A 24,452-nucleotide genomic window follows, 5' to 3' on the forward strand; every position below is an offset into this window, starting at 1 on the left:
GTGTTGTAATGACATTAAACGATTTTATGCAGGAAACATTCCCTAATTTACAGCTAAGACCACCTTTGTTTTATAGTTGGGATATTGGTATACGGTTTGAACTTGGGGTAGACTGGAAAAGGGGATATAATTATCCAAATAATCCATATGTATTGGGGTGCTATCAAAGGGCAATTACATTATTTGAAGCACTACATTCTTCTACGGACGATATATTTGTAGTGATGGATGTAAATGATTTTAATAAAGGTAAAAACATTAAACGGGAATTAACAAACTTTTCACCCTATGTTAAGAAGTCGTTACTGTATACGTTAAAGCACCAAATAATACCCTATATTTTCCCTGAAGATGATGAAAAAGGAACATATAGAACACATAGATTTACTCTAAAGTGTAAGCCTACAGAATTTAAATACAAACGTTTGTTAATGGCATTATGCAATCATGATTTAGGAATTAAACCAAATATTTATCATAGGGTTTATTTCATAAATATTAACAAGAAAACGATCTATCACGTTTACGATGACAGAGGTTGTGATTTATTGGCAACTTCACCTGAAACAATAAGAGGTATGTATAAAAGGTATAATAATTGGATTTTGGATTATGACAAACCTGAAATTAACAAGCTTTTTAATTGAAACATGTGAGGGGAACGCCGTAGAGGTGTTTCCCTCACATATTAAAAATCAACATACCATTAATAAAAAACATGAATCGATGTGAACAAAAAAACACGGCGATGTGCCGTGTTTAAAACCAGTAACTTAATAGTAAACCAAGTGAGAGTAAAAAACCAAAATGAGTATTTGTTTTGGCTGTAGCCTTCATAGCGGGCATCATTTGTATTGGAATGTTTTTTCCAACGAAGCCCTTTGTAGCTTTAATTGCACTCGGAATACTTATCAATACTAACAAAACCCATGGAGAAGAAATATTAGCTAACACTAAGATAACAACCCAGCCATAAGAGATGATAAACATACCAGCTAATAATTTTATTGCATTGGGTCTACCTAGAATAATAGCTAATGTATTTCGTCCATTTTCTTTATCACCATCTAAGTCACGAATATTATTTGCCAGCAAAATAGCTCCAACTAATATTGAGACGGGTATAGATACAAGTATACTTGCTGTTGAAATCGTATCAGTTTGAATAAAATAGGAAAGTAAAATGATAATTAGCCCCATAAATGTGCCAGCAACTATTTCTCCAAAGGGTGTGTACGCAATTGGGATAGGGCCTCCTGTATAATAATATCCAGCAAGCATACAAATTGTCCCAATAAGTGCTAACCACCAGCTACTATTCAAGCATATATATATACCTAAAAATGCTGCGATAGCAAATAAAAGAAAAGCGGCTATTAGGACAGTCTTTGGCTTTACTCCATCTCTAACTATTGCTCCGCCAATTCCTACTGACTCTTCAGTGTCCAACCCCCGTTTGAAATCGAAATATTCATTAATCATATTTGTTGCTGCTTGAATGAGTATACAAGCAATTAACATGACTAGAAATAGCGGCATATTTATCTGAGTTTGCTCTAAAGCAAGTGCTGTGCCGATAAATACAGGGACGAAGGCAGCAGTAAGAGTATGTGGCCTCGTTAAATTCCACCACACCTTCCATCCTTTATTTTGTTTCGGCAATATGGACTTTTGTTTCATATTTATTTGTGACTCCATAATTTCTCCTCCCCTCTTAAAGAGAAATTTAACATAAAAAAGGCTGTTTCCATATCGATTGTTGTTTATAAATTGAAGCACGAATACAACTAGAGGACGTGGTAGCTAAAGTTGTTTTAAAAAGTTCCAACCTCAAAAGACCTCATCTAGCTATGCTTTAGTAAAATAGCAACAATGTTAATGAAAAGAGCTATAAAAAATTATGAATACAAATTAAGTGTAGAAAAAGGGTAGCACCCTGTCAATCATTTTAGGGGATTTTGACGAATACTTTTGCCTGTTAACTTTTAGGTAAAGAAAATTGTATGTCATTTTAGTTTTCTTATTTTAAAAAGAGTAATATAATAATGAATGAATTCGTAAAGTAAATTAGATGTGATGTATGAAGAAATGTAGCGGATACATCTTAGAAATTACCAATATTGACAGTGTATATGACTAAGTGTATCTTAAAATGTGTGTTTGTTAGAGAAGAAAGAGAATTAAGCATTTATTATATATAAGAATAACGTTTCATCATTCGGGGGGATTATTGTGGTTGCAGTACAACAAACTGCTGCGTATGAACAACTATTACAAGGAATTAGTAGATCGAAAAAACATACAAAGCCTATACTAACAAGTATAGTAAAAAAAACTTCATATAAAGATCCCCTGTTATTTTATGAGGCTGCGAAATACTCCTATGTAGGAGAACGCTTTTTTTGGACAGACCCTAGTGATGAAATCATTTTAGTCGGGCTGGGTACCGTATTTTCTATAGAAGCCCAAGAGCGTAGATTTGAGATTGTTGAAGAAGAATGGGAACGCATTTTAACTAATTGTGTTAAGGAAGAACAAACTTCTCCGTTTGGGACTGGGCCTATTCTATTAGGTGGTTTTTCCTTTGACCCACTAAAGCAATCAACTTCGTTATGGGGTAAATATCCACCTGCGAAATTTATATTGCCAGAGTTCATGCTCACGATAAACAAAGGGGATGCCTGGATAACTTCTAATATCATTTGTCAACACTCATCTGATCCTATAGAAATATTGAAGGATTTAGAAAATAAAATGGAACATATCCTACAATCAGAATGGTCTTGGCAGCCTAATGAGAAAAAACATTCATATCGTCAAACTGAAATTGAACCTGAACTTTGGATAGATTCTGTTGACAGTGTGACACAAGATATTAAACAAGGTGAGCTAGATAAAGTGGTGTTAGCAAGGGAGACAAGACTTCATTTTGACGGTAAAGTAAACCTGACGTCTGTACTAAATAACCTTCGTGCTGAGCAGCCTATGAGTTATATATTTGCTTTCGAAAGTGGTGAAGATTGTTTTATTGGTGCGTCTCCCGAAAGGTTAATAAAAAAAGAAAATAGTAAGGTATTATCCACATGTTTAGCAGGTTCAATCAAAAGAGGGAAAACATTGGACGAGGATAAACTGCTGGGGAGTTCCTTATTATGTGATAAAAAGAATTTACATGAACATGAGCTTGTCGTCAAAATGATCAAAAAAGCAATGTTAAACTTCTGTAGTACAATAGATGCTCCTAGTCACCCAACATTGCTTAAAATGCGTCATATTCAGCATTTATATACACCTGTTATATGTACGGTAAAAGATCATGTCTCGTTTTTATCTATGGTGGAGAAGCTTCACCCAACCCCTGCGTTAGGCGGGTTTCCAACAGATAAAGCTATTAAGAAAATAAGAGAAGTTGAACAATTAGATAGAGGATGGTATGCAGCTCCTATCGGCTGGATTGACGCTAATAATAGTGGAGAATTTGCAGTAGCTATTCGATCAGCTCTTTTTCAGGGACAGGAAGCTTCGCTATTTGCTGGTTGTGGGATTGTAGCTGATTCGGATCCACAAAGTGAATATGAAGAAACTAAATTAAAACTGAAGCCTATCCTCTCAGCAATAGGGGGTATGAGTAATGATGAAAATGAACAATAATAATTCTTTAACTGCTTTTGTGTTGGCTTTTGTAGATGAGTTAATAAAAGTCAATGTCACAGATGTTGTTATTAGTCCTGGATCTCGTTCCACACCTATGGCTATGATAATGGCTGAGCACCCAATGATGAATGTTTATGTAAACATTGATGAGCGCTCAGCCGCTTTTTTTGCTTTAGGCATAGCTAAGTCGAAAAGAAAGCCAGTAGCAATATTATGTACATCAGGAACAGCAGCTGCTAATTATATGCCTGCCATTGTCGAGGCATATTATTCAAGAGTTCCCTTAATCGTACTTACAGCAGATCGACCACATGAATTACGTGATATCGGTGCACCACAAGCTATAAATCAAATTGGAATATTTGGAGAGTATACGAAATGGTTTGCTGAGATGGCAATACCTGAAGATACACCTGAAATGCTTAATTATGTAAGAACCTTTGCAAGTCGAGCATCAGGAACAGCTATGCAAGCACCAAAAGGTCCTGTTCATTTGAATTTTCCATTTAGAGAACCGCTTGTACCTTTAATGGAAGCAATTGAATATCATGATCAAGACAGTTATGTAAATGTTACAATAGGTGCGCGTAGCTTAACAACAAATCAATACCACAGTATTTACGATTGTATAGCAGATAAGAAGAAGGGGCTAATTATTTGTGGTGTCATAGACGATCCTTCCTTTGCTGAAGCAGTATTAGAGTTAGCTGAAAAATTACAATATCCAATATTCGCTGACCCGTTATCTCAACTTAGAAGTGGTCACCATAATAAAGAACTAATTATTGATAGTTATGATACGATCTTAAAAAATAAACAAATTCTTCAATTATATAAACCTGAGGTTATTATTCGATTTGGTGAAATGCCAGTTTCAAAATCATTAACATTATACATAAAACAGCTTAATCATATTGATCATATAGTAATTGATGGCGGCGGTGGCTGGAGAGAGCCAACTTTATCTGCTTCAGACATGATTCATTGTGATGAAGTTAATTTTTGTAGTGGACTTAGTCATGTTATTAAAGAACATAATAAAAAATCGCATTGGTTAACACAGTGGGTAGAAATGAATGCGATCATAAAATCAATATGGAATGGTTTAGAATATGAAGAGGAATTGTTTGAAGGGAAAGTATTTTCTGAATTAACAAAAACACTCCCATATAACACAACTTTATTTGTAGGAAATAGTATGCCAATAAGAGACCTAGACTCCTTTTTTCTTACAAATGATAAATCAATTAGAGTATTGGCAAACAGGGGAGCTAACGGAATAGATGGTATTGTTTCTACGGCACTCGGTGCTAGTATAAATTGTTCACCTCTAGTACTTGTCATTGGCGATCTGTCATTCTATCATGATTTAAATGGATTGTTGGCAGCGAAAATGCACAAACTTAATATAACAATTATTGTTATAAATAATGATGGTGGTGGTATTTTTTCATTTTTACCACAGGCTAAACACCAAACTCATTTTGAGACTTTATTTGGAACACCATTAGGTCTTGATTATGAGTATGTTGTTAAAATGTATGATGGTGAATTTAATCGTGTTACTAAGTGGAGCGACTTTCGAGAAAAGGTTCAACAGTCTATTCACGTTGATGGATTATCTGTTATTGAATTAACAACTGATAGAACTACGAATGTGGAAATGCATCGCTCCCTATGGAACATGGCAATCGCTGAAATTGATTCCTTTTTAGGTGTAGATGATGAAAATTGAATTAAATAGTGTGCTCTACAATATTGAGATCGTCGGTGAAGGTCCACCATTAATACTGTTACATGGCTTTACAGGCTCTACCAAGAGTTGGCAACCATTTATTCGTAAGTGGGGAGCTAAGTCAACTCTTTATTTAATAGATATAATAGGTCATGGAGATACAGCATCACCCTTAGATAGTAATAGATACAATATGGAATCTATTGTGTTAGATTTGGTTCAACTTCTAAACAATTTTCACATAACAAAAGCGAATATTCTCGGCTATTCAATGGGTGGTAGAATTGCATTATCACTAGCAATGTTATACCCTGAACGAGTAGATAAGCTAATATTAGAGAGCAGTTCACCAGGCTTAGCAACAGAACAAGAACGACTACTCCGAAAACAGTCTGATGAACATTTAGCTGAGGCGATCGAACAATATGGAATGGAATGGTTTGTAGATAAATGGACAAACCTCCCACTTTTTCATAATATGAAGCAACTACCTGTTCAAACCCAGGAGCTGATTCGTCAACAACGTCTAGAAAACAATCCAATTGGCTTAGCCAATAGCCTTAGAGGATTTGGAACAGGTGTTCAGCCATCATGGTGGGACAAATTGTCTTCGTTTCCTCATCAAACATTATTAATAACAGGTATGGATGATACGAAGTTTCACAATATCGCGAAAAAGATGGTAAAATTATTACCATATGTTAAGTGGGAGAAAATTAATCATGCTGGTCATACAATTCATGTGGAACAACCACGAATTTTTGGTAAAATAGTATATGAGTTTTTGTAAGCGTAAACTACATAAATATAAGGGGGATTACGTAAGTGGGAAGAGAGTGGGTTTCTGAGAGAAAGTACGAAGATATTTTATATGAGACTTATAATGGCATTGCAAAGGTAACGATTAATCGTCCTGAAGTACGCAATGCATTCCGTCCAAAAACTGTAATGGAGTTGATAGATGCTTTTGCATATGCTAGAGACGATGCTAACATTGGTGTCATTGTTTTAGCTGGTGCAGGTGACGAAGCGTTTTGCGCAGGTGGAGACCAGAAGGTTCGTGGGCATGGAGGCTATGTAGGTGAAGATGAAATTCCTCGTTTAAATGTATTAGACCTTCAGCGCTTAATTCGTGTCATTCCAAAGCCTGTAGTTGCGATGGTATCTGGATATGCAATTGGTGGAGGACATGTATTACATGTTGTGTGTGATTTGACAATTGCAGCAGAAAATGCTGTTTTTGGTCAAACAGGACCTAAAGTTGGTAGCTTTGACGCTGGCTATGGATCTGGCTACCTAGCTAGAATTGTTGGACATAAAAAAGCTCGTGAAATATGGTATTTATGTCGTCAATATAGTGCACAAGAAGCGATGGATATGGGATTAGTAAATACTGTTGTTCCTTTAGAACAACTTGAAGACGAAACGGTACAGTGGTGTGAAGAAATGCTTGAGAAAAGTCCAACAGCTCTTCGCTTCTTAAAAGCAGCATTTAATGCTGACACTGATGGCTTAGCAGGCATCCAGCAATTTGCAGGAGATGCAACTTTATTGTACTATACGACTGAAGAGGCAAAAGAAGGTCGTGATGCATTTAAAGAAAAACGTAGCCCTGACTTTAAACAGTTTCCACGTTTTCCTTAAAATGAGCAATTAAATACGATTTTTAATCCTTTATAATAAATAGGATAAGTGTAAAAGACAGCTTGGTGGGTAACTTCATCAAGCTGTTTTACTATCGTTATAAGGACATCTTGTGAGGTGGTTTTCATGAGTATGCAACAAGTCATTCCAAACTTTTTACTACAACGGGCTAAATTAACTCCTAACCGTATTGCCGTTACTTATCATAAAGAGCAAATTACATTTTTAAATTTACACGAACGGGCTATAACGAAGGCAAGAAAGTTACACTCTTTTGGTGTGAAAAAGGATGATACAGTAGCAATATTAATGAATAATAGTATAGAATTTATCGAAACCATCCATGCGTTAAAACATATTGGTGCCATTACTGTTCTCCTTAATACTCGGCTCACTGAGGCAGAAATTGCATGGCAAATTGTTGATGCTAGAGTAGATTATTTTATTACTGAGGATGCATTTTCTAATATTTCTAAAGGAATAGCTAATGAAAATCCCTTATTGAATATAGTGAGTGTCAAACAACTTAATCGTTTACAAGAAACGGAATTTTCGTTAATTGAAGAATTTCCTTTACATGAGATTGATACAATCATGTATACATCAGGAACGACTGGCAAACCGAAAGGTGTTATTCAAACTTACGGTAATCATTGGTGGAGTGCTGTTGGCTCTGCTTTGAATTTAGGTTTACATGAGAAGGATCGTTGGTTGTTGGCGGTTCCTATATTTCATATAAGTGGATTATCAATTTTAATGAGGAGTGTTATATATGGAATGACTGTCATTCTTCATGACCGGTTTATTCCATCTCAAATAAATCAATCGATCCTGCGTGATGGAGTAACAATTGTTTCAGTCGTAGCTGTTATGCTTCAAAAAATGATAGATGAGCTAGGAGACCATTCTTATCCGACCCATTTTAGATGCATGTTAACAGGTGGTGGGCCTGTGCCAACCCCATTACTTAAAAAGTGTAAAGAAAGAGCCATACCGGTTTTTCAAACGTATGGTATGACCGAAACAGCATCGCAAATTGTTACACTCACACCTGAAGATAGCCTCAACAAGATCGGGTCGGCGGGAAAACCATTATTCCCTGCGCAAATACGAATTGAAAAAGACGGAGACATAGTTGCAGCAAACGAAACTGGTGAAATTGTTGTAAAAGGTCCGAATGTAACAAGCGGTTATTTATTTCAAGAAGAAATTACTAGAAAAGCACTTAATAACGATTGGTTTTATACAGGAGATATAGGCTATATTGATGATGATGGATTTTTGTTTGTACTCGATCGACGATCTGACCTCATTATATCTGGTGGGGAAAATATCTATCCAGCAGAAATAGAATCCGTTCTACTTTCACATCAGGATATTGACGAAGCGGGAGTAATAGGAGTGTTTGATAAAACGTGGGGACAAGTACCTTGTGCTTTTATCAAATGTAAAGATGATGTAGATGTTTCAGAAAGTGAGCTTATTCAATTTTGTTCCACTAGGCTTGCGAAGTATAAAGTTCCTAATAAAATTGTGTTTGTTCAGGAGCTACCAAGAAACGCAAGCAATAAACTATTACGTAGGAAACTATATGAGTATATAGAAAATTAATTATCGTGTGTGCTAAAGAGAGGGGGGAAGGAGAAGCTGGATATACATACTATTACGCTCCATGTAACTAAAATGAAATTATTATCCCCATTTGTGTCAAGCTTGGAAACTGTTCAAAATAGGGAATCAGTATTAATTGAAATAAAAGATCGTGAAGGTTTTATTGGGTGGGGGGAAGTAGTTGCGTTCTCTTCACCATGGTATACAGAGGAAACGATTAAAACGTCGCTACATATGTTAGAAGATTTTTTAATTCCAAAGCTTTTTGCAGAGTCTATTACACATCCGTCTGATGTATTTGGTGTGTTATCTTATGTAAAACGAAATCGAATGGCCAAAGCAGGTTTGGAAACAGCAGTATGGGATTTATATGCGAAAAGGCAAAATGTTTCACTAGCTAGCCTGCTCGGCGGTAAGAAGAAGTCTGTTGATGCTGGAGTTGTAGTTGGGTTGGATAGCTCGAAAAGCATGCTAAAAACTATAGAAAGAAGATTAATAGAAGGGTACCGAAGAATAAAAATAAAAATTGCACCTGGTGAAGATGTGGAAATTATTAAGGAGATTAAAAAAGAATTTCCTAAGATTCCTTTAATGGTAGACGCCAATTCAGCTTACAACCTAGCAGACATAGATCGATTAAAGGCTTTAGATGAATATGAATTAATGATGATTGAGCAGCCCCTTGCCTCTGATGATATTATCGACCATGCTAAAGTTCAACGTGTGCTCAAAACACCAATTTGTTTGGATGAGAGTATAACGTCATATGATGATGCCAGAAAAGCAATCGAGCTAGGCAGCTGTCAAATTATAAATGTGAAAATTGGTCGTGTAGGTGGTTTATATGAAGCTATCCGCATTCATGATATTTGTAAATCAAATAATATACCTGTGTGGTGTGGTGGCATGCTTGAAACAGGAATATCCAGGGCACATAATATAGCTTTAGCTTCTTTAGAAAACTTTTCTATTCCTGGAGATATTTCAGCTTCATCGAGGTATTGGGAACGAGATGTCATTATTCCTGAAGTTACTGTTAATGGCGGACAAGTGGATGTTCCGAATAATCCAGGGATTGGTTTCGATATTAATTATAAGTTGCTTGAAGAAATCACGATAACTAAAAAACAGTTCCTAAGGAAATAGTCTACAAACAGTAATCGTAATGTGAATCTCTTGACATTATACCCTCTCAGGTATAGAATGAGTATAATTTTATAAGAGTGAGGGGGATGATTATTGAATTATCTCTTAATGATAATACTGATTAGCTTAACTTATTTATTTTACACAAGATATTTCCCTATAATCGGTGTACGATGTGTAGATGTAAAGAGGTGCGATAACCATCAAGAAAAGTTTACATTAGTAGACATTAGAGATTATAATGTTTCGCATAAGTTCCCTTATAAAAATGCTGTTAACGTACCTATAGCTTACTTGAAGCGAAATTATAATGACTTACCTAAAAATGATGTTCATATTATCGCCTCTGACAAAATAGAAAAAAACATGGGTATCCGTTTTTTACGTAGTAAAGGATATAAAATAATTAGTTATACGATGACTGACTGCACTTGTAAATAATTATTAGTTTTTAGGTGGTGTAAAAATGGAATACAATAATCAAGTGAAAAATAGAGTAAAAAGAACTGAAGGACAAATTAGAGGAGTCTTAAAAATGATGGAGGAAGATAAAGACTGTAAAGAGGTAATTACACAATTATCAGCAGCACGAGCTGCCATTGATCGGACAATTGGTGTAATCGTTAGCTCTAATTTAGTTGAGTGTGTCGAAAACGCTGATGAAAAGGGCTATAAAAAAGAAGAAATAGTGAAAGAAGCAGTAAATTTATTAGTTAAAAGTAGATAATTTATTTTTGAATGAGGACTCTTTGTTAAGATTTGCTGCAATTGATATTGATGATACTATAAACAGTTGGATACGTGGTATATCTTAGTACAAATAACAATAATCCATGTGAGATAGTGTAAGTGAAAGGGTTTAGACCCTTTTTTTTAGAACAAAATATACCCTTATGGGTAAAAAGACTGGAGAATGAAGATGAAGCAGATAACTAGTATAGAAGTTGAGAAAATTTTAAGAAATAATGAAACCTTGAATATCATTGATGTTCGTGAAGTAGATGAAATAAGGACAGGAATCATTCCAAATGCGATTCATATACCATTAGGTTTATTAGAATTTCGTTTACATGAATTAGACAAATCTAAGGAATATATCATAGTATGTCGCTCAGGAAATAGAAGTGGTCTTGCTACACGCTTCTTAGAAGGACAAGGTTTTAGAGCGATAAATATGATTGGGGGTATGCTCTCTTGGAAGGGAGAAATAGGGTATCATGATTTAGTCGGATAAAAATGACAATATAGTGAAGAAAATACTTTTAAATAATTTTCTCATAGTTTCCTCACAATTAGTTGCTAAGCTAACTTAGAAAATATTAAGGGGGGATACATATGAGCAAATTTTTTATTTTCATGGTTTTTCTTACGATTAGTTTAGGAGCATTAGTAGGGTGTAGCAATACTGAAAATGGTGCAGAGGAAGCTTCAGAGGTGGCTAGTGGTGAGCAGCTATCCTCACAACAAAATATTGATACACATGAAGTTGTTGCTGTTGAACCCACTGATGAACATACGTGTGCGTTCTGTGATATGAAGGTATATGGAATGGAAGATGAAATGGGGGTATTTACAGCACAAATTCAAATGGAAAATGGTGAGCATTATTTTTTTGATGATGTTGGCTGTTTACTTAATTATGAAAGAGACAAAGATGAACAAGCAATTGCAAAATGGGTGAGAGATTACAATTCATCAGAGTGGATTGATCTGGACGATTCAGTTCCGGTAAAAGCGGATATCATAACTCCTATGAAATATGGTTACGCACTATTTAGCTCAGAAAAAGCTGCTCAAGCCTTTGTTGATGAGCGTACGGACATCAATGCTGCTATCTCTTCCTGGGATGAAATTGATCATGTGTCTCATGAACGTTACATGAAAAAAATGGGGCAAAACGAAGAAGGCCATGATGGGAATTAAGCAGTATTAATAATAGATCATTACTTACAAAAGAAATTGATTGAAAAAAGATGATGCCGTATATTGCTATCAGAACGTATGATACGAAATAGATCAATGAAATCCTAATCCTTGTTGTTAATAACTTAAATGGATTTGCGTTCTTATAAGTAGGTTCTTTTCGTAAATAAATTGAAAATTATCGACGGTCATAATTTAAAAGTAGCAAAGATGCTGAGAATGCGATTTGTGTAAGTGTTTATTTTTGAACCGAATAACAACATATAACACTAAATTATCCGAGAGAAAAGACTGCACGATATCATGAATTTGCTTGGAAACAATAATCTATGCAAAAATAGCTTTACAAAAAAACACCTTCCAATATTTGAATTCTGGTCGGTGTTTTTCAGTATGGCTCTTTTCGTAAACATTGTTACAATTGTTATCAAATTTGCCTATAAAAAGTGGTTTTATAATGTTAGTCATTGTTATATAGAATAAAAGATGCAACGAACTCTACTTATGTACGTGTTTACTTTCTTAATAGTCAATGCGAAAACACCTTTTTATTAAAACGATGAGTTTTTAAGGGAACATAGATTTTATCAGTAGACAAGAATTTACGACCGCTAGGTGTAGAGACGTGCTTATATGTAAGTACGAAAAGCAACAATCAATGTTGCGCTTATTATACGCTGGAGTGAACTGAATGAAAGAAAACTTCTTCAAGAGATCGATATTCCCCATCTACACTGCATAAATTGTGAATTGAATCATTGATTAGCATTTGACCTTGATTGATAAAAACAACTGTATCTGCAAGATCTTCAACAACTGAAAGGACATGAGATGAAAAAATGATCGTTTTGCCTTTCTCTTGTTCATGTTTGATAATTTGTTTAAAGCGACGTACCCAGTATGGGTCTAGTCCGTTAGTTGGTTCATCTAATACGAGGATAGGTGATTCAGATAACAAAGCTTGAGCGAGTGCAAGTCTTTGCTGCATTCCCTTTGAATATTCTTTTACTTTTTTATGTTGGTCGTTCTCTAACCCGACTACGCGAATAAGTTCTGTTACTTGTTTGAGTGGCAATTTGTCTAGCTTTGCAAAAAATGTGAGCACTTCATATCCTGTTAAAGTTTTCGGGAAAACCATGCTATCCGGCATATAAGAAAACATTGATTTATAAAAGGTGTTTTTAGCAGAAACTTTATGTTTATTCAAATATATTTCTCCAGATGTGGGAGTAATAATACCGATTAGCATCTTTATAATAGTGCTTTTCCCAGCACCATTACTGCCACAAAGAGCAAGACATGTTCCTTTTTGAACTGTAAAATCGATATTTTGTACTTGATTATTGTTATTATAAATTTTCGTTGCATTATGACATTCTATCACGATATCCAGTTCACTCATTTCTAATCCCCTTCTTCACAAATAGGTTTGCTAGTATTAATGGCGATATTATCCATAAGGTCGTTGCTGAAGAAAAAGCGATATTTCCTATCATTCCTTGTGCCCACAATGTGAAATCATACAATGTCGGTCCAAATATTTCTCCGCTATTCATCATCAATATTGTCCACACTCTAATAATTTCTACTGGATTGAATAATATCGATACCGTAATGATTGGTAGAACAAATGAACGATCAACAAATGTAATTAAACCTATGACGCCAAATTCATAAAACAGCACAAGTGTAGCCCAAACTACTAGACTAAATCCTAATGCTTGAAAACGATTAGTAGATATAACTCCGATGCATATTGCAACCGCTAAAAACATCATCGTTAATAGTAATGTAAAAAATACGAATAACAAAAATAATGTAGTTGTTATACTACCATGCTGCAATAATAGTATCACTCCAGCTAAGCCATATCCTAGGAAAATAACAGAAGCTAGAGCAATCAACATGCCAACATATTTCCCAATTAAAATCTTTCGAGGCGGTAGCGCGTATGTTAATAACAAAGAAAAGCCACCGTCTTCCTTTTCGCCAGCAATAAAAGAGCTCCCTGTTAATAGTGTGACTAAAGGAATAAGAAATAGAGATAGATTTAAAAGGCTACCAGTCATTCTAGTAAAGCCATCGTAGCCCGCTTCGGTGTTCATTCCACTAAAATAAACAATAGTAACTGCTAAGGTCGTAAATAACAAAGCAAAACTGGGGATCCATCTACTTCTCATCATAAGCTTTAATTCTTGTTTCGCTATAATCCATATGCTCATCATTAAAATCCGTCCCAATTATGATTGAGCAAATCAACATATTCTAGCAGCTCACCTTTTTTTTCTTCTTCAATATAAGTCTCGGCTTGTTGTTTCGTGGCAAAAGATATAACTCCGTAAGCCATTGGTGTCCAAAATTCTTGATGATAGGCAAAGTGAGCATCTTGTAATTCAATCCATTCGTTAGATTTAATATCGCGAACATATGATTTGTTGATTGCTGTAGTATTTTCTTCACTTCTTTCTATGTATTCAATCATGCAACCAATATCATCGAAAGTTAGTATTTCACCATTATCTAATATGACCTCTGTTGCATGATCTATATGTGCAACACTCATGTTACAAATCGTACAAATATCTATATCTGGATTAATTTCTCGTGGTTTATAAGCAATCTCTTTACTACAAGATGATAATAGGATTGTAATCATTATTGTAGAAAGCAGTACATAATTTCGTTGCATCACTACATCCTCCCAATATAAAATATAAAGCTACTTATAAGTAGAAATAATATTGCAATAAAGCCAATGGCTATATTTCTTTCATGCATTTCAGTGGTTTCTGTTGAAATAGAAATTGGTTCCACAAGAGGAAATGGATCAACAATGTTTGCAACGCTTAATGATGGTACCATTGATTCAACGGTAGTCCACATTTTAATAGCAGGACTTTCAAAATAGAACTGTATATAAGGCTGTCTACTAAGTATTTCGTTATACATTGAACCAGTTTTATATGGTATTTCTCCTATGCCATCCCCACTTAAATCAAATGAGCGATAATCATCCCAATAGTTGTTGTAAAATCCCTTTTCTTCTGTGATCAATTTTATTTGAGCTACGTTTCCCATAAAGTTATTGTTAGTAATCTTACAACCTTCATTGTTAGCTAAAATACTTATACCTACATGATTTCCAGCAACGGCATTATGATTAACTTCACATTGACGTGCATTTTGTAGAGCTATACCGTTACTATTTTGTATTATTTTGTTGTCCATTAAGGTAATATTATCGGAATCATAAATAAGTGCTCCGTATCCATGGTAGCTAAGTTGCTTTGCAAAAGTATTGGCATAAATGTGAATTCTTTCGGATGCCATAATCATTAATCCATTAATGTTGGACACTAAATAATTCCCCTGTACAACCCCACCCTCACCATACATAAAATGTACAGCATAACGTGATTGAGTGATTTCATTATCAATAACTTTACTATTTGTTGCAAAATCGATATACACGCCATCTTGCACTTCGTTAATTGTATTTTCTTTCACAACATTGTTATTGCCAGAAAACAGGTGAACACCGTTACCACGTTTTGCAAAATGTACAGGGTAGCTCGTGATAAAATTATTAACAATGAGGTTGTCATTTCCTTCAACATAAATTCCAAAATGAACATCAGTAAATGTATTAGATTTAATTGTCACGTTAGAGGACTTGACGAAGATACCTGCATCATTGTCATCTCTTCCGCTTTGAGTAATGTGAAAACCCTCTACAATCACCTCTGGTGAATTGATTGTAATTACTGAACCAGTGTTATTTCCGTGTAGGACTACCCCTTCTTCAGCAATTAAATAAATAGGTTTTTCAATAATGATGTTTTCCACGTATACTCCTTTTGTTATAACAACTTTTCCTCCTTCTGGTGCTTTGTTTATAACCTGTTGAATAGAAGTATCAGGCGTTACGACCAATAATTGGTCCTGTTGAGCGTTTGACTCAATTGGAAACATAGTAAAACTAATAAACAATGTGAAGGTAATCATTTTTTTTATCATTGATCTCCACCTTAGAGCACTTTTTTATCGGTAGTATACTTAAGAGTTGTGAAAAAAGAAGAAAGTTTCAGTGACATAACGTTGACAAATACGTGTTTTTTAAAAAAATTCATAAATAAGATTTATTTGTTGATAAAAAATAAAATATATAATAAAATACTCATAGGGGTAAAGGTAATAAGTCGGAACATTAAATATGGTATCTAAATTTTTTTTGCTAAATAACATACCCTTAGGGGTAAATGAAGGGGAGGTGAAGTAATGGGGGAAGTAAAAAAGACAACAATTGTCTTATTCAGTGGTGATTATGATAAGGCAATGGCAGCTTATATTATTGCGAATGGTGCCGCAGCATATGATCATGAAGTAACTATTTTTCATACTTTTTGGGGCTTAAACGCTTTAAGAAAGGATCAGTCAGTTCATGTGAAAAAAGGCTTTGTTGAAAAAATGTTTGGCAAAATGATGCCTAGAGGTGCAGATAGAATGGGACTATCCAGGATGAACTTTGGAGGAATGGGTCCAAAACTAATTAAAAATATTATTAAAAAGCATAATGCTGTGCCTGTTCCGCAGTTAATAGATATGGCTAAGGAGCAAGAAATAAAACTGGTAGCTTGTCAAATGACTGTAGACTTATTAGGGCTTAAAAAGGAAGAAATTATCGATGGCGTAGAGTTTGCTGGAGTTGGAGCTTATTTAGCGGATGCAGAGGATGGAAATGTAAACCTGTTTATCTGAGCCTATTTGCGTATATTGCTCGTAGTTCTAGCCGTTTGTAACAGGTGAGATAATACCCCGGATTTATATTAAATAAACTATGTATATATAAATGATCATATAGAAAAATTTTTTATTTTTAAAATACCCTTATAGGTATCTAAGGAGGAGACAAATTGATTTCAAATAAAGTACTAGACACAAAAGGCTTATCATGTCCAATGCCAATTGTAAAAACAAAGAGAGCAATTAATGAAATGAATTCAGGTGAAATTCTAGAAATACACGCTACTGACAAAGGTGCAACAAAAGATCTTACAGCATGGGCGAATGCTACAGGCCATGAATTGTTGAAAGCGACTGATGAAAACAACGTATTTAAATTTTGGATTAAAAAAGGGTAGATGTGAGTAAGTAATTCAGAAATTATTATTTTGGAGGTATTTCAAGTGAACTCGATTAAAACAGATCATGTTTTAGATGCAAAAAATTTATCATGTCCAATGCCTATTGTGAAAACAAAAAAAGCAATGAATGACATACAGCCAGGTCAAGTACTAGAAATTCAAGCAACAGATAAAGGCTCTACAGCAGACCTTAAGGCTTGGTCAGAAAATACAGGAAATCAATATTTAGGAACAATAGAAGAAGGGGCCATCATAAGACACTATTTACGTAAATCTGCTGATGAAGAATTAGCTGAAACAAAGCATCCCATTGTAATAAATAATGAAGAGTTATTAACAAAAATAAATACAGATGAGGATATTGTAATCCTGGACGTAAGAGAACCATCTGAATTTGTTTTTAATCATATTCCAGGTTCAGTATCAATTCCGTTTGGTGAATTAGCAAGCCGTATTCATGAAGTAAATGAAGATGATGATATTTATGTAATATGTCGAACTGGAAGTAGGAGTGATTTAGCAGCACAGCAATTAACAAAAAAAGGATTTAACAAAGTTACTAATGTTATTCCTGGTATGAGTACGTGGAAAGGTGAAACTACTAAATTAATTTAATGAAAGGGGGGGGGTCATGGCAAATGTAACTGTCTATACGACATCTACATGTCCTTATTGTACTAAAATGAAAAATTTTTTAGCCTATAAAGGAATTCCATATAAAGAGGTTAACCTTGAGAGTAATCAACAAGCAGTAGAAAAAATTCTTGCGGCAACTGGACATATGGGTGTTCCGCAAACAGAAGTAAATGGAAAATGGGTATTAGGATACGATCCGAACAAGTTGATGGAATTGGTAGAGCCTTTAATAAACAATTAATAAACAAATTTAATAAATGATACGGAGGAAAAAAAGATGTCAAACAAAGTAGCAATCATCGCATCTAATGGGGGATTATTTGATGCTTATAAAGTGTTTAATATAGCCACTGCTTCAGCTGCAACTGACGCAGAGGTTGGTATTTTCTTCACCTTTGAAGGGCTTAACTTGATTCACAAGGAAGCACATAAGAATCTTCCGCTTCCACAAGGCAAGGAGCATTTTCAAGAAGGTTTTACAGCTGCTAAAGTACCACCGATTGCAGAGTTAGTTCAAATGGCAACAGATTTAGGTGTGAAAATGATTGCTTGTCAAATGACAATGGATGTTATGCAATTACAAAAAGAGGATTTTGTTGAAGGTATTGATGTCGGCGGTGCGGTGACGTTTTTAGATTTTGCTAAGGATGCAAATGTATCACTAACATTTTAATGAAAGAAGGGAAAATACATGAGTGTAAGAGAAATTACAAGTGTTGAAATATTAGAGAATATTCTTGAACGAGAACAAGTATTTATTCTTGACGTGCGAAATGAGAGCGACTTTAAAGATTGGAAAATTGAAGGGGTGAACATTGACCATTTAAACATACCTTATTTTGAACTGTTAGATGGTGTTGAAGATATTATTGAACAATTACCAAAAGATAAAGAAATACTTGTTGTTTGTGCCAAAGAGGGATCTTCGAAAATGGTAGCTGAAATGCTCAGTGAGGAAGGGTTAGCTGCCTCTTATTTAAAAGGTGGTATGAAGTCGTGGAGTGAATATTTGTATAAAACAGAAGTTTATCGTGATAAAGATATGAAAGTATATCAGTTTATTAGAGTTGGTAAAGGGTGTCTATCTTATATGATCGTTTCTGGCGAAGAAGTGTTAATCGTAGATCCTGCACGTTTTACTAATATTTATAAAGAAATAGCGGACGATGAGGGGGCTACAATTACGCATGTTGTTGACTCTCACCTCCATGCTGACCATATATCAGGTGGACGACAGCTTGCAGAAGAAACAGGTGCTAAATACTATGTCATGAAAAGTGAAGGCGCAGTGTTCGATCATGAACCGTTTGAGGAGCATGAAATAATTGAGTTTGAAAAAGTTACTCTTGAAGTCATTGCTATTAAAACGCCTGGTCATACCCCGGGGAGTGTTTCTTTCTTTGTGAATGACAAGTTACTCTTTTCAGGAGATACAATTTTTGTAAGTGGATTAGGACGTCCAGATTTAGGTGGTAAGGTAAGAGAATGGGCTAAGGACTTATATACGACTGTATACGATAAAGTAGCTAAAATTGCTGATGATGTAATTGTACTACCAGCACATTATGCTGATTTTGATGATGAAGTCAATCAACAAGGTTATATAGGTGAGAAATTAGGAACCATTCGCGAGCAAAATGAAGTGATGTTAAATCAAAAAGAAGATGACTTTGTTGAATTTGTAGCACAATCTGCAAGTACAGAAACTCCACCAAACTTTGAAGAAATCATAGCGATTAATCGTGGAGTTGAGGATGCATCAGTAGAGAAGCAACAAGAATTAGAAATTGGACCTAATCGCTGTGCAGTTCATCATACACATTAATAAGTAATAAAAGGTTATTTTTGTACGGATAGTTATTTTTCGAAGGCTCTATTCTTATACTTTGTTGCTTTTTTCACTTAAATTGGAGCCACTGATGTGTATTTTATGATTTTTATAGTCATAGATCTATTCGTGTTTTGCTTTTTTACGAAAGGGGATAAAGCTCCCCTTTTGCTGTTGTAACTCAGTTTAAAATAGCATCAGAATTAACAAAAGATAATTTATAATAAGATAAATTTTTTTGGACAAAGCTCATGTACGTGACATTGTCCAAAACACCCTTTTGTTACACCCAAATTAAACATTTTATACAATAATTATGATAAAATGAAGGAATGATTAAAGATGTTAAAGTACCTTATCCCTGCTGTTGATTGGATGAAGAGTTATAAAGGGTCATATCTTAAGGGAGATTTATCTGCTGGTCTTATCGTTGCTATCATGTTAATTCCTCAAGGTATGGCATATGCAATGCTTGCAGGCTTACCTCCTGTGATAGGACTTTATGCCTCTACTATCCCCTTAATCATTTATGCTTTATTTGGATCTTCAAAACAATTAGCAGTAGGTCCTGTAGCAATGGTGTCTTTACTTGTGTTTTCAGGTGTATCGACATTGGCTGAACCTGGATCAAGTGAATACTTATCCTATGCATTATTGCTCTCACTCATGGTTGGGGTGATTCAGTTCGGAATGGGCATATTTCGACTTGGGTTCATCGTTAACTTTTTGTCGCATGCAGTTATTAGTGGATTTACATCTGCAGCAGCACTAATTATAGGTTTAAGTCAGCTAAAGCATTTATTAGGAGTTGATATCGCAAGGGGAAGTGTATTCGAAGTATTATATGGGGCAATTGTTCAAATTGGAAATGTTAATTTTATCACTTTAGCAATAGGGGCATTAAGCATTGCGATTTTACTTTACTTTAAGAAAAACTATCCTCGTTTCCCAGCAGCATTAATTGTTGTAGTCGGTGGATCATTACTTGTATATTTTTTAAACCTCCAAGAGTTCGGTGTAAGTATTGTTGGAGAAGTCCCTAGAGGGATACCAACAATGTCATTACCTGCATTTGACATAAGCTCGATCACAAGCTTGCTTCCGATTGCTTTGACAATTTCATTTGTTGGTTTTATGGAATCAATTGCAGTTGCAAAAGCAATTGCAGCGAAGGAAAATGATAAAATAAACTCAAATCAAGAATTAACAGGCTTAGGACTAGCTAATATTGTCGGTTCTTTCTTTTCAGCATACCCAGTGACAGGTGGATTTTCAAGATCAGCAGTTAACTATCAAGCAGGTGCTAAAACTGGATTAGCTTCAATCATTACCGCGGTTTTAATCATTATCTCATTGTTATTTTTCACACCATTATTTTACTATTTGCCTAACGTCGTGTTAGCCGCGATTATTATGGTAGCTGTCTTTGGCTTAATTGATGTGAAAGAAGCAGTGCATTTGTTTAAAATAAAAAAGGTAGACGGTTGGACACTTATCGTATCCTTTATAGCTACATTAGTTACAAGTATCGAAGAAGGTATTTTAATAGGTATTGCTTTTTCACTACTTGTGTTTATTTGGAGAAGCGCATATCCTCATGTTGCACAATTAGGGTATATTGAACAAGAAAATGTGTTCCGAAATATTAAACGTTATGAAAACGCAAAAACGTTCAAAGATACCATTATATTTCGAATAGATGCTTCATTATATTTTGCAAATATGGGTTTCTTTGAAGAACAATTAAGAAAAGAAATTGCAGATCATCCTAGTACGACAAAGATCGTCTTAGACTTTTCAAGTGTCAATGCCATAGATGCTGTTTCAATTGATGAACTTGAAAAAATCATTGACGACTATAAGCAGGCGAATATAGAAATATTAATTGCTGGCATGAAGGGTCCAGTAAAAGATTTAGTGAAAAGAGCAGATTGGGAGAGCAAATATGGGAACAATATTAGTTATCTTTCCTTACAGCATGCGTTAGATCTGCAATAAGAATATTTACAGGAGGCTTATAATGGACATTCAAAAACAAAATGAACGATTTGTTAAGGAAACTTTATCGGAAAATAAACTTTATTTCTCAGAGCTTTCAAAAGGACAAAGCCCCGAATATTTCGTGTTAAGTTGTTGCGATTCAAGAGTCAGTCCTTCAGTGATAAGCCAAATGCCATTGGGTACAATGTTTGTTCATCGTAATATTGCCAATCAAGTAAATAAAGATGATGAGAGCTTTTCAGCGAGTTTATACTATGCTCTCTATCATCTTAAAGTAAAAAAAATAATTATTGAGGGCCATACAAATTGTGGTGGTGTTGCAGCTGCATGTAATAATAATCAAGAGCCAGAGCTGCAATACTGGATTAATAGTATTAAGGAAAACTTACCGTTAGAAGACCGATCAGATAGTTTATCCTTAGACGATATGTCTAGAGTCAATGTCATAAAGCAAATTGAAAAGCTAAAAAGTCATCCAGTCTATAAAAAGTATGGTGAAGGGATACAAATCTTAGGCTTTTTATTTCATTTAGATTCTGGAAGACTAGAGCAGTTAGAGAATTAACTTTAAAAATGGGACTTTTGATAACACAAACGTCTCATTTTTTAATTTAGACTCTTTTCGGAGGTCTCATTTCGTAAACAATGTTGCTGCTGAGACTAATGTAGGAAAGCAACAAATTAATTTATGCAATTGATGTCATATAACATAAGAAAAGATTTCACGGCCGCTTGGCTTATACGTATTTTAGAATAGCAACAAACGATACGAAAACAGCCTTTTGTAAACAATGTTGCTGCTGAGACTAATGTAGGAAAGCAAAAAAATTCATGCAATTGACCTCATGTTAAGTGAGCAAAGATGCTACAACCGCTTTGTGTATAAGTATTTTATATCTTAGAACGAAAAGAAACAGCCATATTTTAAGAAGGTGAATTTTATGAAGGAAACGACTGATTCAAAATATATACAACAACACTTAGCTAATGAAAGAACGTATTTAGCTTGGATTAGAACTGCAATAGCTATTATTGGAGTGGGTTTTCTCATTGCAAATTTACATTTTACATTTCCACGAACTATGACAAAGTCTGTGAGTTTCATTGCTAATATCGTTGAAGTACTTTCTGTAATATTGGGGATAGCTACAATCATTTTTTCTACAAGGAACTATTTACAAAAACAACATGATATAAATGAAGGGTCATTTCAATCACCAAAGGTATTCATTTTCTTTTTATCTTCATTCTTTATTGTCATCATTATAATTTTTACAATTTATTTCTTGTTGTAATTACGATCTCTTAGCTTTGATATGAACAATGAACAAATTGCTGAAGGTATTGTAATTTTTCATAAATTCACGAAATATTGAGTTTATTTGTATCAGAACATAACATTTTATATGAGCTAAAATGATAATAATCTATTAAATTGAGGGGATAACAGTGGGAATAGGATTTCCAATTATGATTCAGGGTACACATTCAGATAGTGGGAAAAGTGTAATTGCGACAGCATTTTGTAGGATATTTGCTAATGCTGGATATAAAACAGCACCTTTTAAATCACAAAATATGGCTTTGAACTCTTATATTACACAAGATGGTAAAGAAATAGGGAGAGCTCAAGGGGTTCAAGCTGAAGCTGCTCGGGTTCTACCAACTACTGATATGAACCCCATATTAATTAAACCAACTGGAGATAGCCAATCTCAAATTGTTGTGCACGGTAAGCCTATGAAAAATATGAAGGCTAGTGAGTATAGGCAAGATTTCTTTGAACAAGGCTTACAGATTATTACTGATTCATATGAAAAGCTTGCTGAAGAATATGACCGCATCGTGATTGAGGGAGCAGGAAGCCCTGCAGAAATAAATTTAAATGACCGAGAGCTTGTTAATATGCGGGTAGCTAAAATGGCTAACGCTCCTGTAATTTTGGTTGGGGATATTGACAAAGGAGGGGTATTTGCAAGCTTAGTTGGTACATTACAGTTACTTACACAAGAAGAGCGTGACCGAGTGGTAGGTGTAATAATTAATAAATTTCGTGGAGATATAAACTTATTAACATCAGGGCTAACATGGTTCGAAAGTTATACGGGTAAAAAAGTATTAGGTGTGGTCCCTTATATTCCAAACCTTCATATAGATGCCGAAGATTCTGTTGTTTTAGATACATACAATAGGTCTCAAAATGGTGTAAAAGATATTGATATTGCTGTCATAAGGTATCCGTTTATCTCAAATTTTACAGATATAGACCCTTTTCATATTGAAGAAGATTGCCATGTAAGATTTGTCTCACACATAGAGGAGTTGGGCAAGCCAGATTTAGTTATTTTACCTGGAAGTAAAAATACAATTGATGATTGTACATTTTTGCATAATAGTGGATTGACAGAGGGGATTCAGTACCTCCATAAAGAACAAAATACGCTTATTTTTGGCATTTGCGGTGGCTATCAAATGTTAGGTGAAATGATTGAAGATCCATTTTCAATTGAAACATCACAAGTTAGTTGTCATGGGCTAGGTATTTTACCTATTCGAACGACAATTACAAAAGGAAAGAAGACGACTCTTTCTGAAGGTTATGTGGAATTTGAAGGTGAGCAAGTATTTGTAACAGGCTATGAAATACACATGGGAGTTACTAACAACCTTAACCAATGTAATCCGTTTGTTATTACAGACCAACATACAGATGGATGTGTAAAAGGGAAGTATGATGTCATTGGGACATATTTTCATGGTATTATGCATAATGATTTATTTCGAACAAAGCTGTTGAATCACCTTAGAGTTAAGAAAGGCTTGTCGCCGATTAAATTACGTCGATCATTTAATGGTTTAAGGGAGGAAAGCTTTGAAAAATTAGCTGAAATTGTAGAACAACATCTTGATCTTGACACTATTCAAACAGAAATGAAGAAATTCAATAACAACTTTAGTGGAATGAAGTGATTTGTCTTTTATAAGGGGTAGACCCCACAACATATATTACTTATTTATACTATATGGAGTGAGGTCTACCCTTTGTTATATTTAGTTTTGTGGAATTAATTATTATTTATCATACTAAGAAAAAACTGTATATACAGTTCGTGCGATGTAGACTCTTTTA

General features: G+C 34.7%; 26 protein-coding genes. 21 read left to right on the plus strand and 5 right to left on the minus strand.

Translation table 11 applies throughout. From position 1 onward, the window contains the following. The first annotated feature begins 8 nt into the window (after positions 1 to 8). The gene (locus SLH52_RS19770) at positions 9 to 647 is read left to right on the plus strand and encodes a DUF3885 domain-containing protein (RefSeq protein WP_320210959.1); all 639 of its coding nucleotides are present in this window, start codon (positions 9 to 11) and stop codon (positions 645 to 647) included. A 112-nt stretch (positions 648 to 759) separates the two neighbouring features. Here the strand turns inward: SLH52_RS19770 and SLH52_RS19775 are convergent, their stop codons facing one another. Next, the gene (locus SLH52_RS19775; protein WP_320210960.1) at positions 760 to 1,698 is read right to left on the minus strand and encodes a 1,4-dihydroxy-2-naphthoate polyprenyltransferase; all 939 of its coding nucleotides are present in this window, start codon (positions 1,696 to 1,698) and stop codon (positions 760 to 762) included. Between the two features lie 534 nt (positions 1,699 to 2,232). Between SLH52_RS19775 and SLH52_RS19780 the strand changes: the two genes are divergently transcribed. The 10 genes from SLH52_RS19780 (at position 2,233) to SLH52_RS19825 (ending at position 11,713) form a co-directional block, all read left to right on the plus strand. Beyond that, positions 2,233 to 3,651: an isochorismate synthase gene (locus SLH52_RS19780; RefSeq protein WP_320210961.1), complete on the plus strand. Its 1,419-nt coding sequence runs from the start codon at positions 2,233 to 2,235 to the stop codon at positions 3,649 to 3,651. Beyond that, entirely contained in the window at positions 3,641 to 5,389 is a 1,749-nt protein-coding gene (gene menD, locus SLH52_RS19785) for a 2-succinyl-5-enolpyruvyl-6-hydroxy-3-cyclohexene-1-carboxylic-acid synthase (protein WP_320211009.1), read from the plus strand. Before SLH52_RS19780 ends, menD begins: the two co-directional genes overlap by 11 nt. Further along, positions 5,379 to 6,179: a 2-succinyl-6-hydroxy-2,4-cyclohexadiene-1-carboxylate synthase gene (menH, locus tag SLH52_RS19790; protein WP_320210962.1), complete on the plus strand. Its 801-nt coding sequence runs from the start codon at positions 5,379 to 5,381 to the stop codon at positions 6,177 to 6,179. Before menD ends, menH begins: the two co-directional genes overlap by 11 nt. Before the next feature lie 35 nt (positions 6,180 to 6,214). Next, positions 6,215 to 7,033: a 1,4-dihydroxy-2-naphthoyl-CoA synthase gene (menB, locus tag SLH52_RS19795; protein WP_320210963.1), complete on the plus strand. Its 819-nt coding sequence runs from the start codon at positions 6,215 to 6,217 to the stop codon at positions 7,031 to 7,033. A gap of 132 nt (positions 7,034 to 7,165) precedes the next feature. After that, positions 7,166 to 8,644, plus strand: coding sequence for an o-succinylbenzoate--CoA ligase (locus SLH52_RS19800; protein ID WP_320211010.1), 1,479 nt, complete (start codon positions 7,166 to 7,168; stop codon positions 8,642 to 8,644). Between the two features lie 36 nt (positions 8,645 to 8,680). After that, positions 8,681 to 9,790: an o-succinylbenzoate synthase gene (menC, locus tag SLH52_RS19805; RefSeq protein WP_320211011.1), complete on the plus strand. Its 1,110-nt coding sequence runs from the start codon at positions 8,681 to 8,683 to the stop codon at positions 9,788 to 9,790. 93 nt (positions 9,791 to 9,883) lie between these two features. After that, positions 9,884 to 10,231: a sulfurtransferase gene (locus SLH52_RS19810; RefSeq protein WP_320210964.1), complete on the plus strand. Its 348-nt coding sequence runs from the start codon at positions 9,884 to 9,886 to the stop codon at positions 10,229 to 10,231. Between the two features lie 25 nt (positions 10,232 to 10,256). Further along, positions 10,257 to 10,517, plus strand: a complete 261-nt coding sequence (locus tag SLH52_RS19815) for a metal-sensitive transcriptional regulator (protein WP_214483736.1) — start codon at positions 10,257 to 10,259, stop codon at positions 10,515 to 10,517. A 192-nt stretch (positions 10,518 to 10,709) separates the two neighbouring features. Next, positions 10,710 to 11,024: a rhodanese-like domain-containing protein gene (locus tag SLH52_RS19820; protein WP_320210965.1), complete on the plus strand. Its 315-nt coding sequence runs from the start codon at positions 10,710 to 10,712 to the stop codon at positions 11,022 to 11,024. 101 nt (positions 11,025 to 11,125) lie between these two features. Continuing rightward, positions 11,126 to 11,713, plus strand: a complete 588-nt coding sequence (locus SLH52_RS19825; protein ID WP_320210966.1) for a nitrous oxide reductase accessory protein NosL — start codon at positions 11,126 to 11,128, stop codon at positions 11,711 to 11,713. A 670-nt stretch (positions 11,714 to 12,383) separates the two neighbouring features. Here the strand turns inward: SLH52_RS19825 and SLH52_RS19830 are convergent. The 4 genes from SLH52_RS19830 to nosD are packed head-to-tail and all read right to left on the minus strand — an operon-like array spanning position 12,384 to position 15,730. Further along, positions 12,384 to 13,115: an ABC transporter ATP-binding protein gene (locus SLH52_RS19830; protein ID WP_320210967.1), complete on the minus strand. Its 732-nt coding sequence runs from the start codon at positions 13,113 to 13,115 to the stop codon at positions 12,384 to 12,386. Then, positions 13,108 to 13,938 carry an ABC transporter permease gene (locus SLH52_RS19835; protein ID WP_320210968.1) on the minus strand — a complete coding sequence of 277 codons (831 nt, stop codon included), beginning with the start codon at positions 13,936 to 13,938 and terminating at the stop codon, positions 13,108 to 13,110. Before SLH52_RS19835 ends, SLH52_RS19830 begins: the two co-directional genes overlap by 8 nt. Next, positions 13,938 to 14,402: a nitrous oxide reductase accessory protein NosL gene (locus SLH52_RS19840; RefSeq protein WP_320210969.1), complete on the minus strand. Its 465-nt coding sequence runs from the start codon at positions 14,400 to 14,402 to the stop codon at positions 13,938 to 13,940. The genes SLH52_RS19835 and SLH52_RS19840 overlap by 1 nt, the downstream gene beginning before the upstream one ends. Before the next feature lie 2 nt (positions 14,403 to 14,404). After that, positions 14,405 to 15,730 (minus strand): nitrous oxide reductase family maturation protein NosD, encoded by a 1,326-nt coding sequence (gene nosD / locus SLH52_RS19845; RefSeq protein WP_320210970.1) that lies wholly within the window; start codon positions 15,728 to 15,730, stop codon positions 14,405 to 14,407. Positions 15,731 to 15,991: 261 nt separating this feature from the next. Between nosD and SLH52_RS19850 the strand changes: the two genes are divergently transcribed. The 10 genes from SLH52_RS19850 (at position 15,992) to SLH52_RS19895 (ending at position 24,292) form a co-directional block, all read left to right on the plus strand. Beyond that, positions 15,992 to 16,471, plus strand: a complete 480-nt coding sequence (locus tag SLH52_RS19850) for a DsrE/DsrF/DrsH-like family protein (RefSeq protein ID WP_320210971.1) — start codon at positions 15,992 to 15,994, stop codon at positions 16,469 to 16,471. Positions 16,472 to 16,626: 155 nt separating this feature from the next. Next, complete coding sequence (locus tag SLH52_RS19855) at positions 16,627 to 16,854, plus strand: sulfurtransferase TusA family protein (protein WP_214483729.1); 228 nt, start codon at positions 16,627 to 16,629, stop codon at positions 16,852 to 16,854. 45 nt (positions 16,855 to 16,899) lie between these two features. Continuing rightward, complete coding sequence (locus SLH52_RS19860; protein WP_320210972.1) at positions 16,900 to 17,472, plus strand: sulfurtransferase TusA family protein; 573 nt, start codon at positions 16,900 to 16,902, stop codon at positions 17,470 to 17,472. Positions 17,473 to 17,488: 16 nt separating this feature from the next. Further along, entirely contained in the window at positions 17,489 to 17,734 is a 246-nt protein-coding gene (locus SLH52_RS19865) for a glutaredoxin family protein (protein WP_214483727.1), read from the plus strand. Positions 17,735 to 17,770: 36 nt separating this feature from the next. Further along, on the plus strand, positions 17,771 to 18,166 hold the full coding sequence (locus SLH52_RS19870) for a DsrE/DsrF/DrsH-like family protein (RefSeq protein ID WP_320210973.1): 396 nt from the start codon (positions 17,771 to 17,773) through the stop codon (positions 18,164 to 18,166). An 18-nt stretch (positions 18,167 to 18,184) separates the two neighbouring features. Beyond that, positions 18,185 to 19,318 (plus strand): MBL fold metallo-hydrolase, encoded by a 1,134-nt coding sequence (locus SLH52_RS19875; RefSeq protein ID WP_320210974.1) that lies wholly within the window; start codon positions 18,185 to 18,187, stop codon positions 19,316 to 19,318. A 345-nt stretch (positions 19,319 to 19,663) separates the two neighbouring features. Then, positions 19,664 to 21,319, plus strand: coding sequence for a solute carrier family 26 protein (locus SLH52_RS19880; protein WP_320210975.1), 1,656 nt, complete (start codon positions 19,664 to 19,666; stop codon positions 21,317 to 21,319). Between the two features lie 22 nt (positions 21,320 to 21,341). Beyond that, positions 21,342 to 21,887: a carbonic anhydrase gene (locus tag SLH52_RS19885; RefSeq protein WP_320210976.1), complete on the plus strand. Its 546-nt coding sequence runs from the start codon at positions 21,342 to 21,344 to the stop codon at positions 21,885 to 21,887. A gap of 376 nt (positions 21,888 to 22,263) precedes the next feature. Then, positions 22,264 to 22,617, plus strand: a complete 354-nt coding sequence (locus SLH52_RS19890) for a DUF202 domain-containing protein (RefSeq protein ID WP_320210977.1) — start codon at positions 22,264 to 22,266, stop codon at positions 22,615 to 22,617. Between the two features lie 175 nt (positions 22,618 to 22,792). Next, positions 22,793 to 24,292, plus strand: coding sequence for a cobyric acid synthase (locus tag SLH52_RS19895; protein ID WP_320211012.1), 1,500 nt, complete (start codon positions 22,793 to 22,795; stop codon positions 24,290 to 24,292). The last annotated feature ends 160 nt before the right edge of the window (positions 24,293 to 24,452 follow it).

The sequence above is a fragment of the Cytobacillus sp. IB215665 genome (assembly GCF_033963835.1).
Taxonomy (GTDB): domain Bacteria; phylum Bacillota; class Bacilli; order Bacillales; family SM2101; genus Nanhaiella.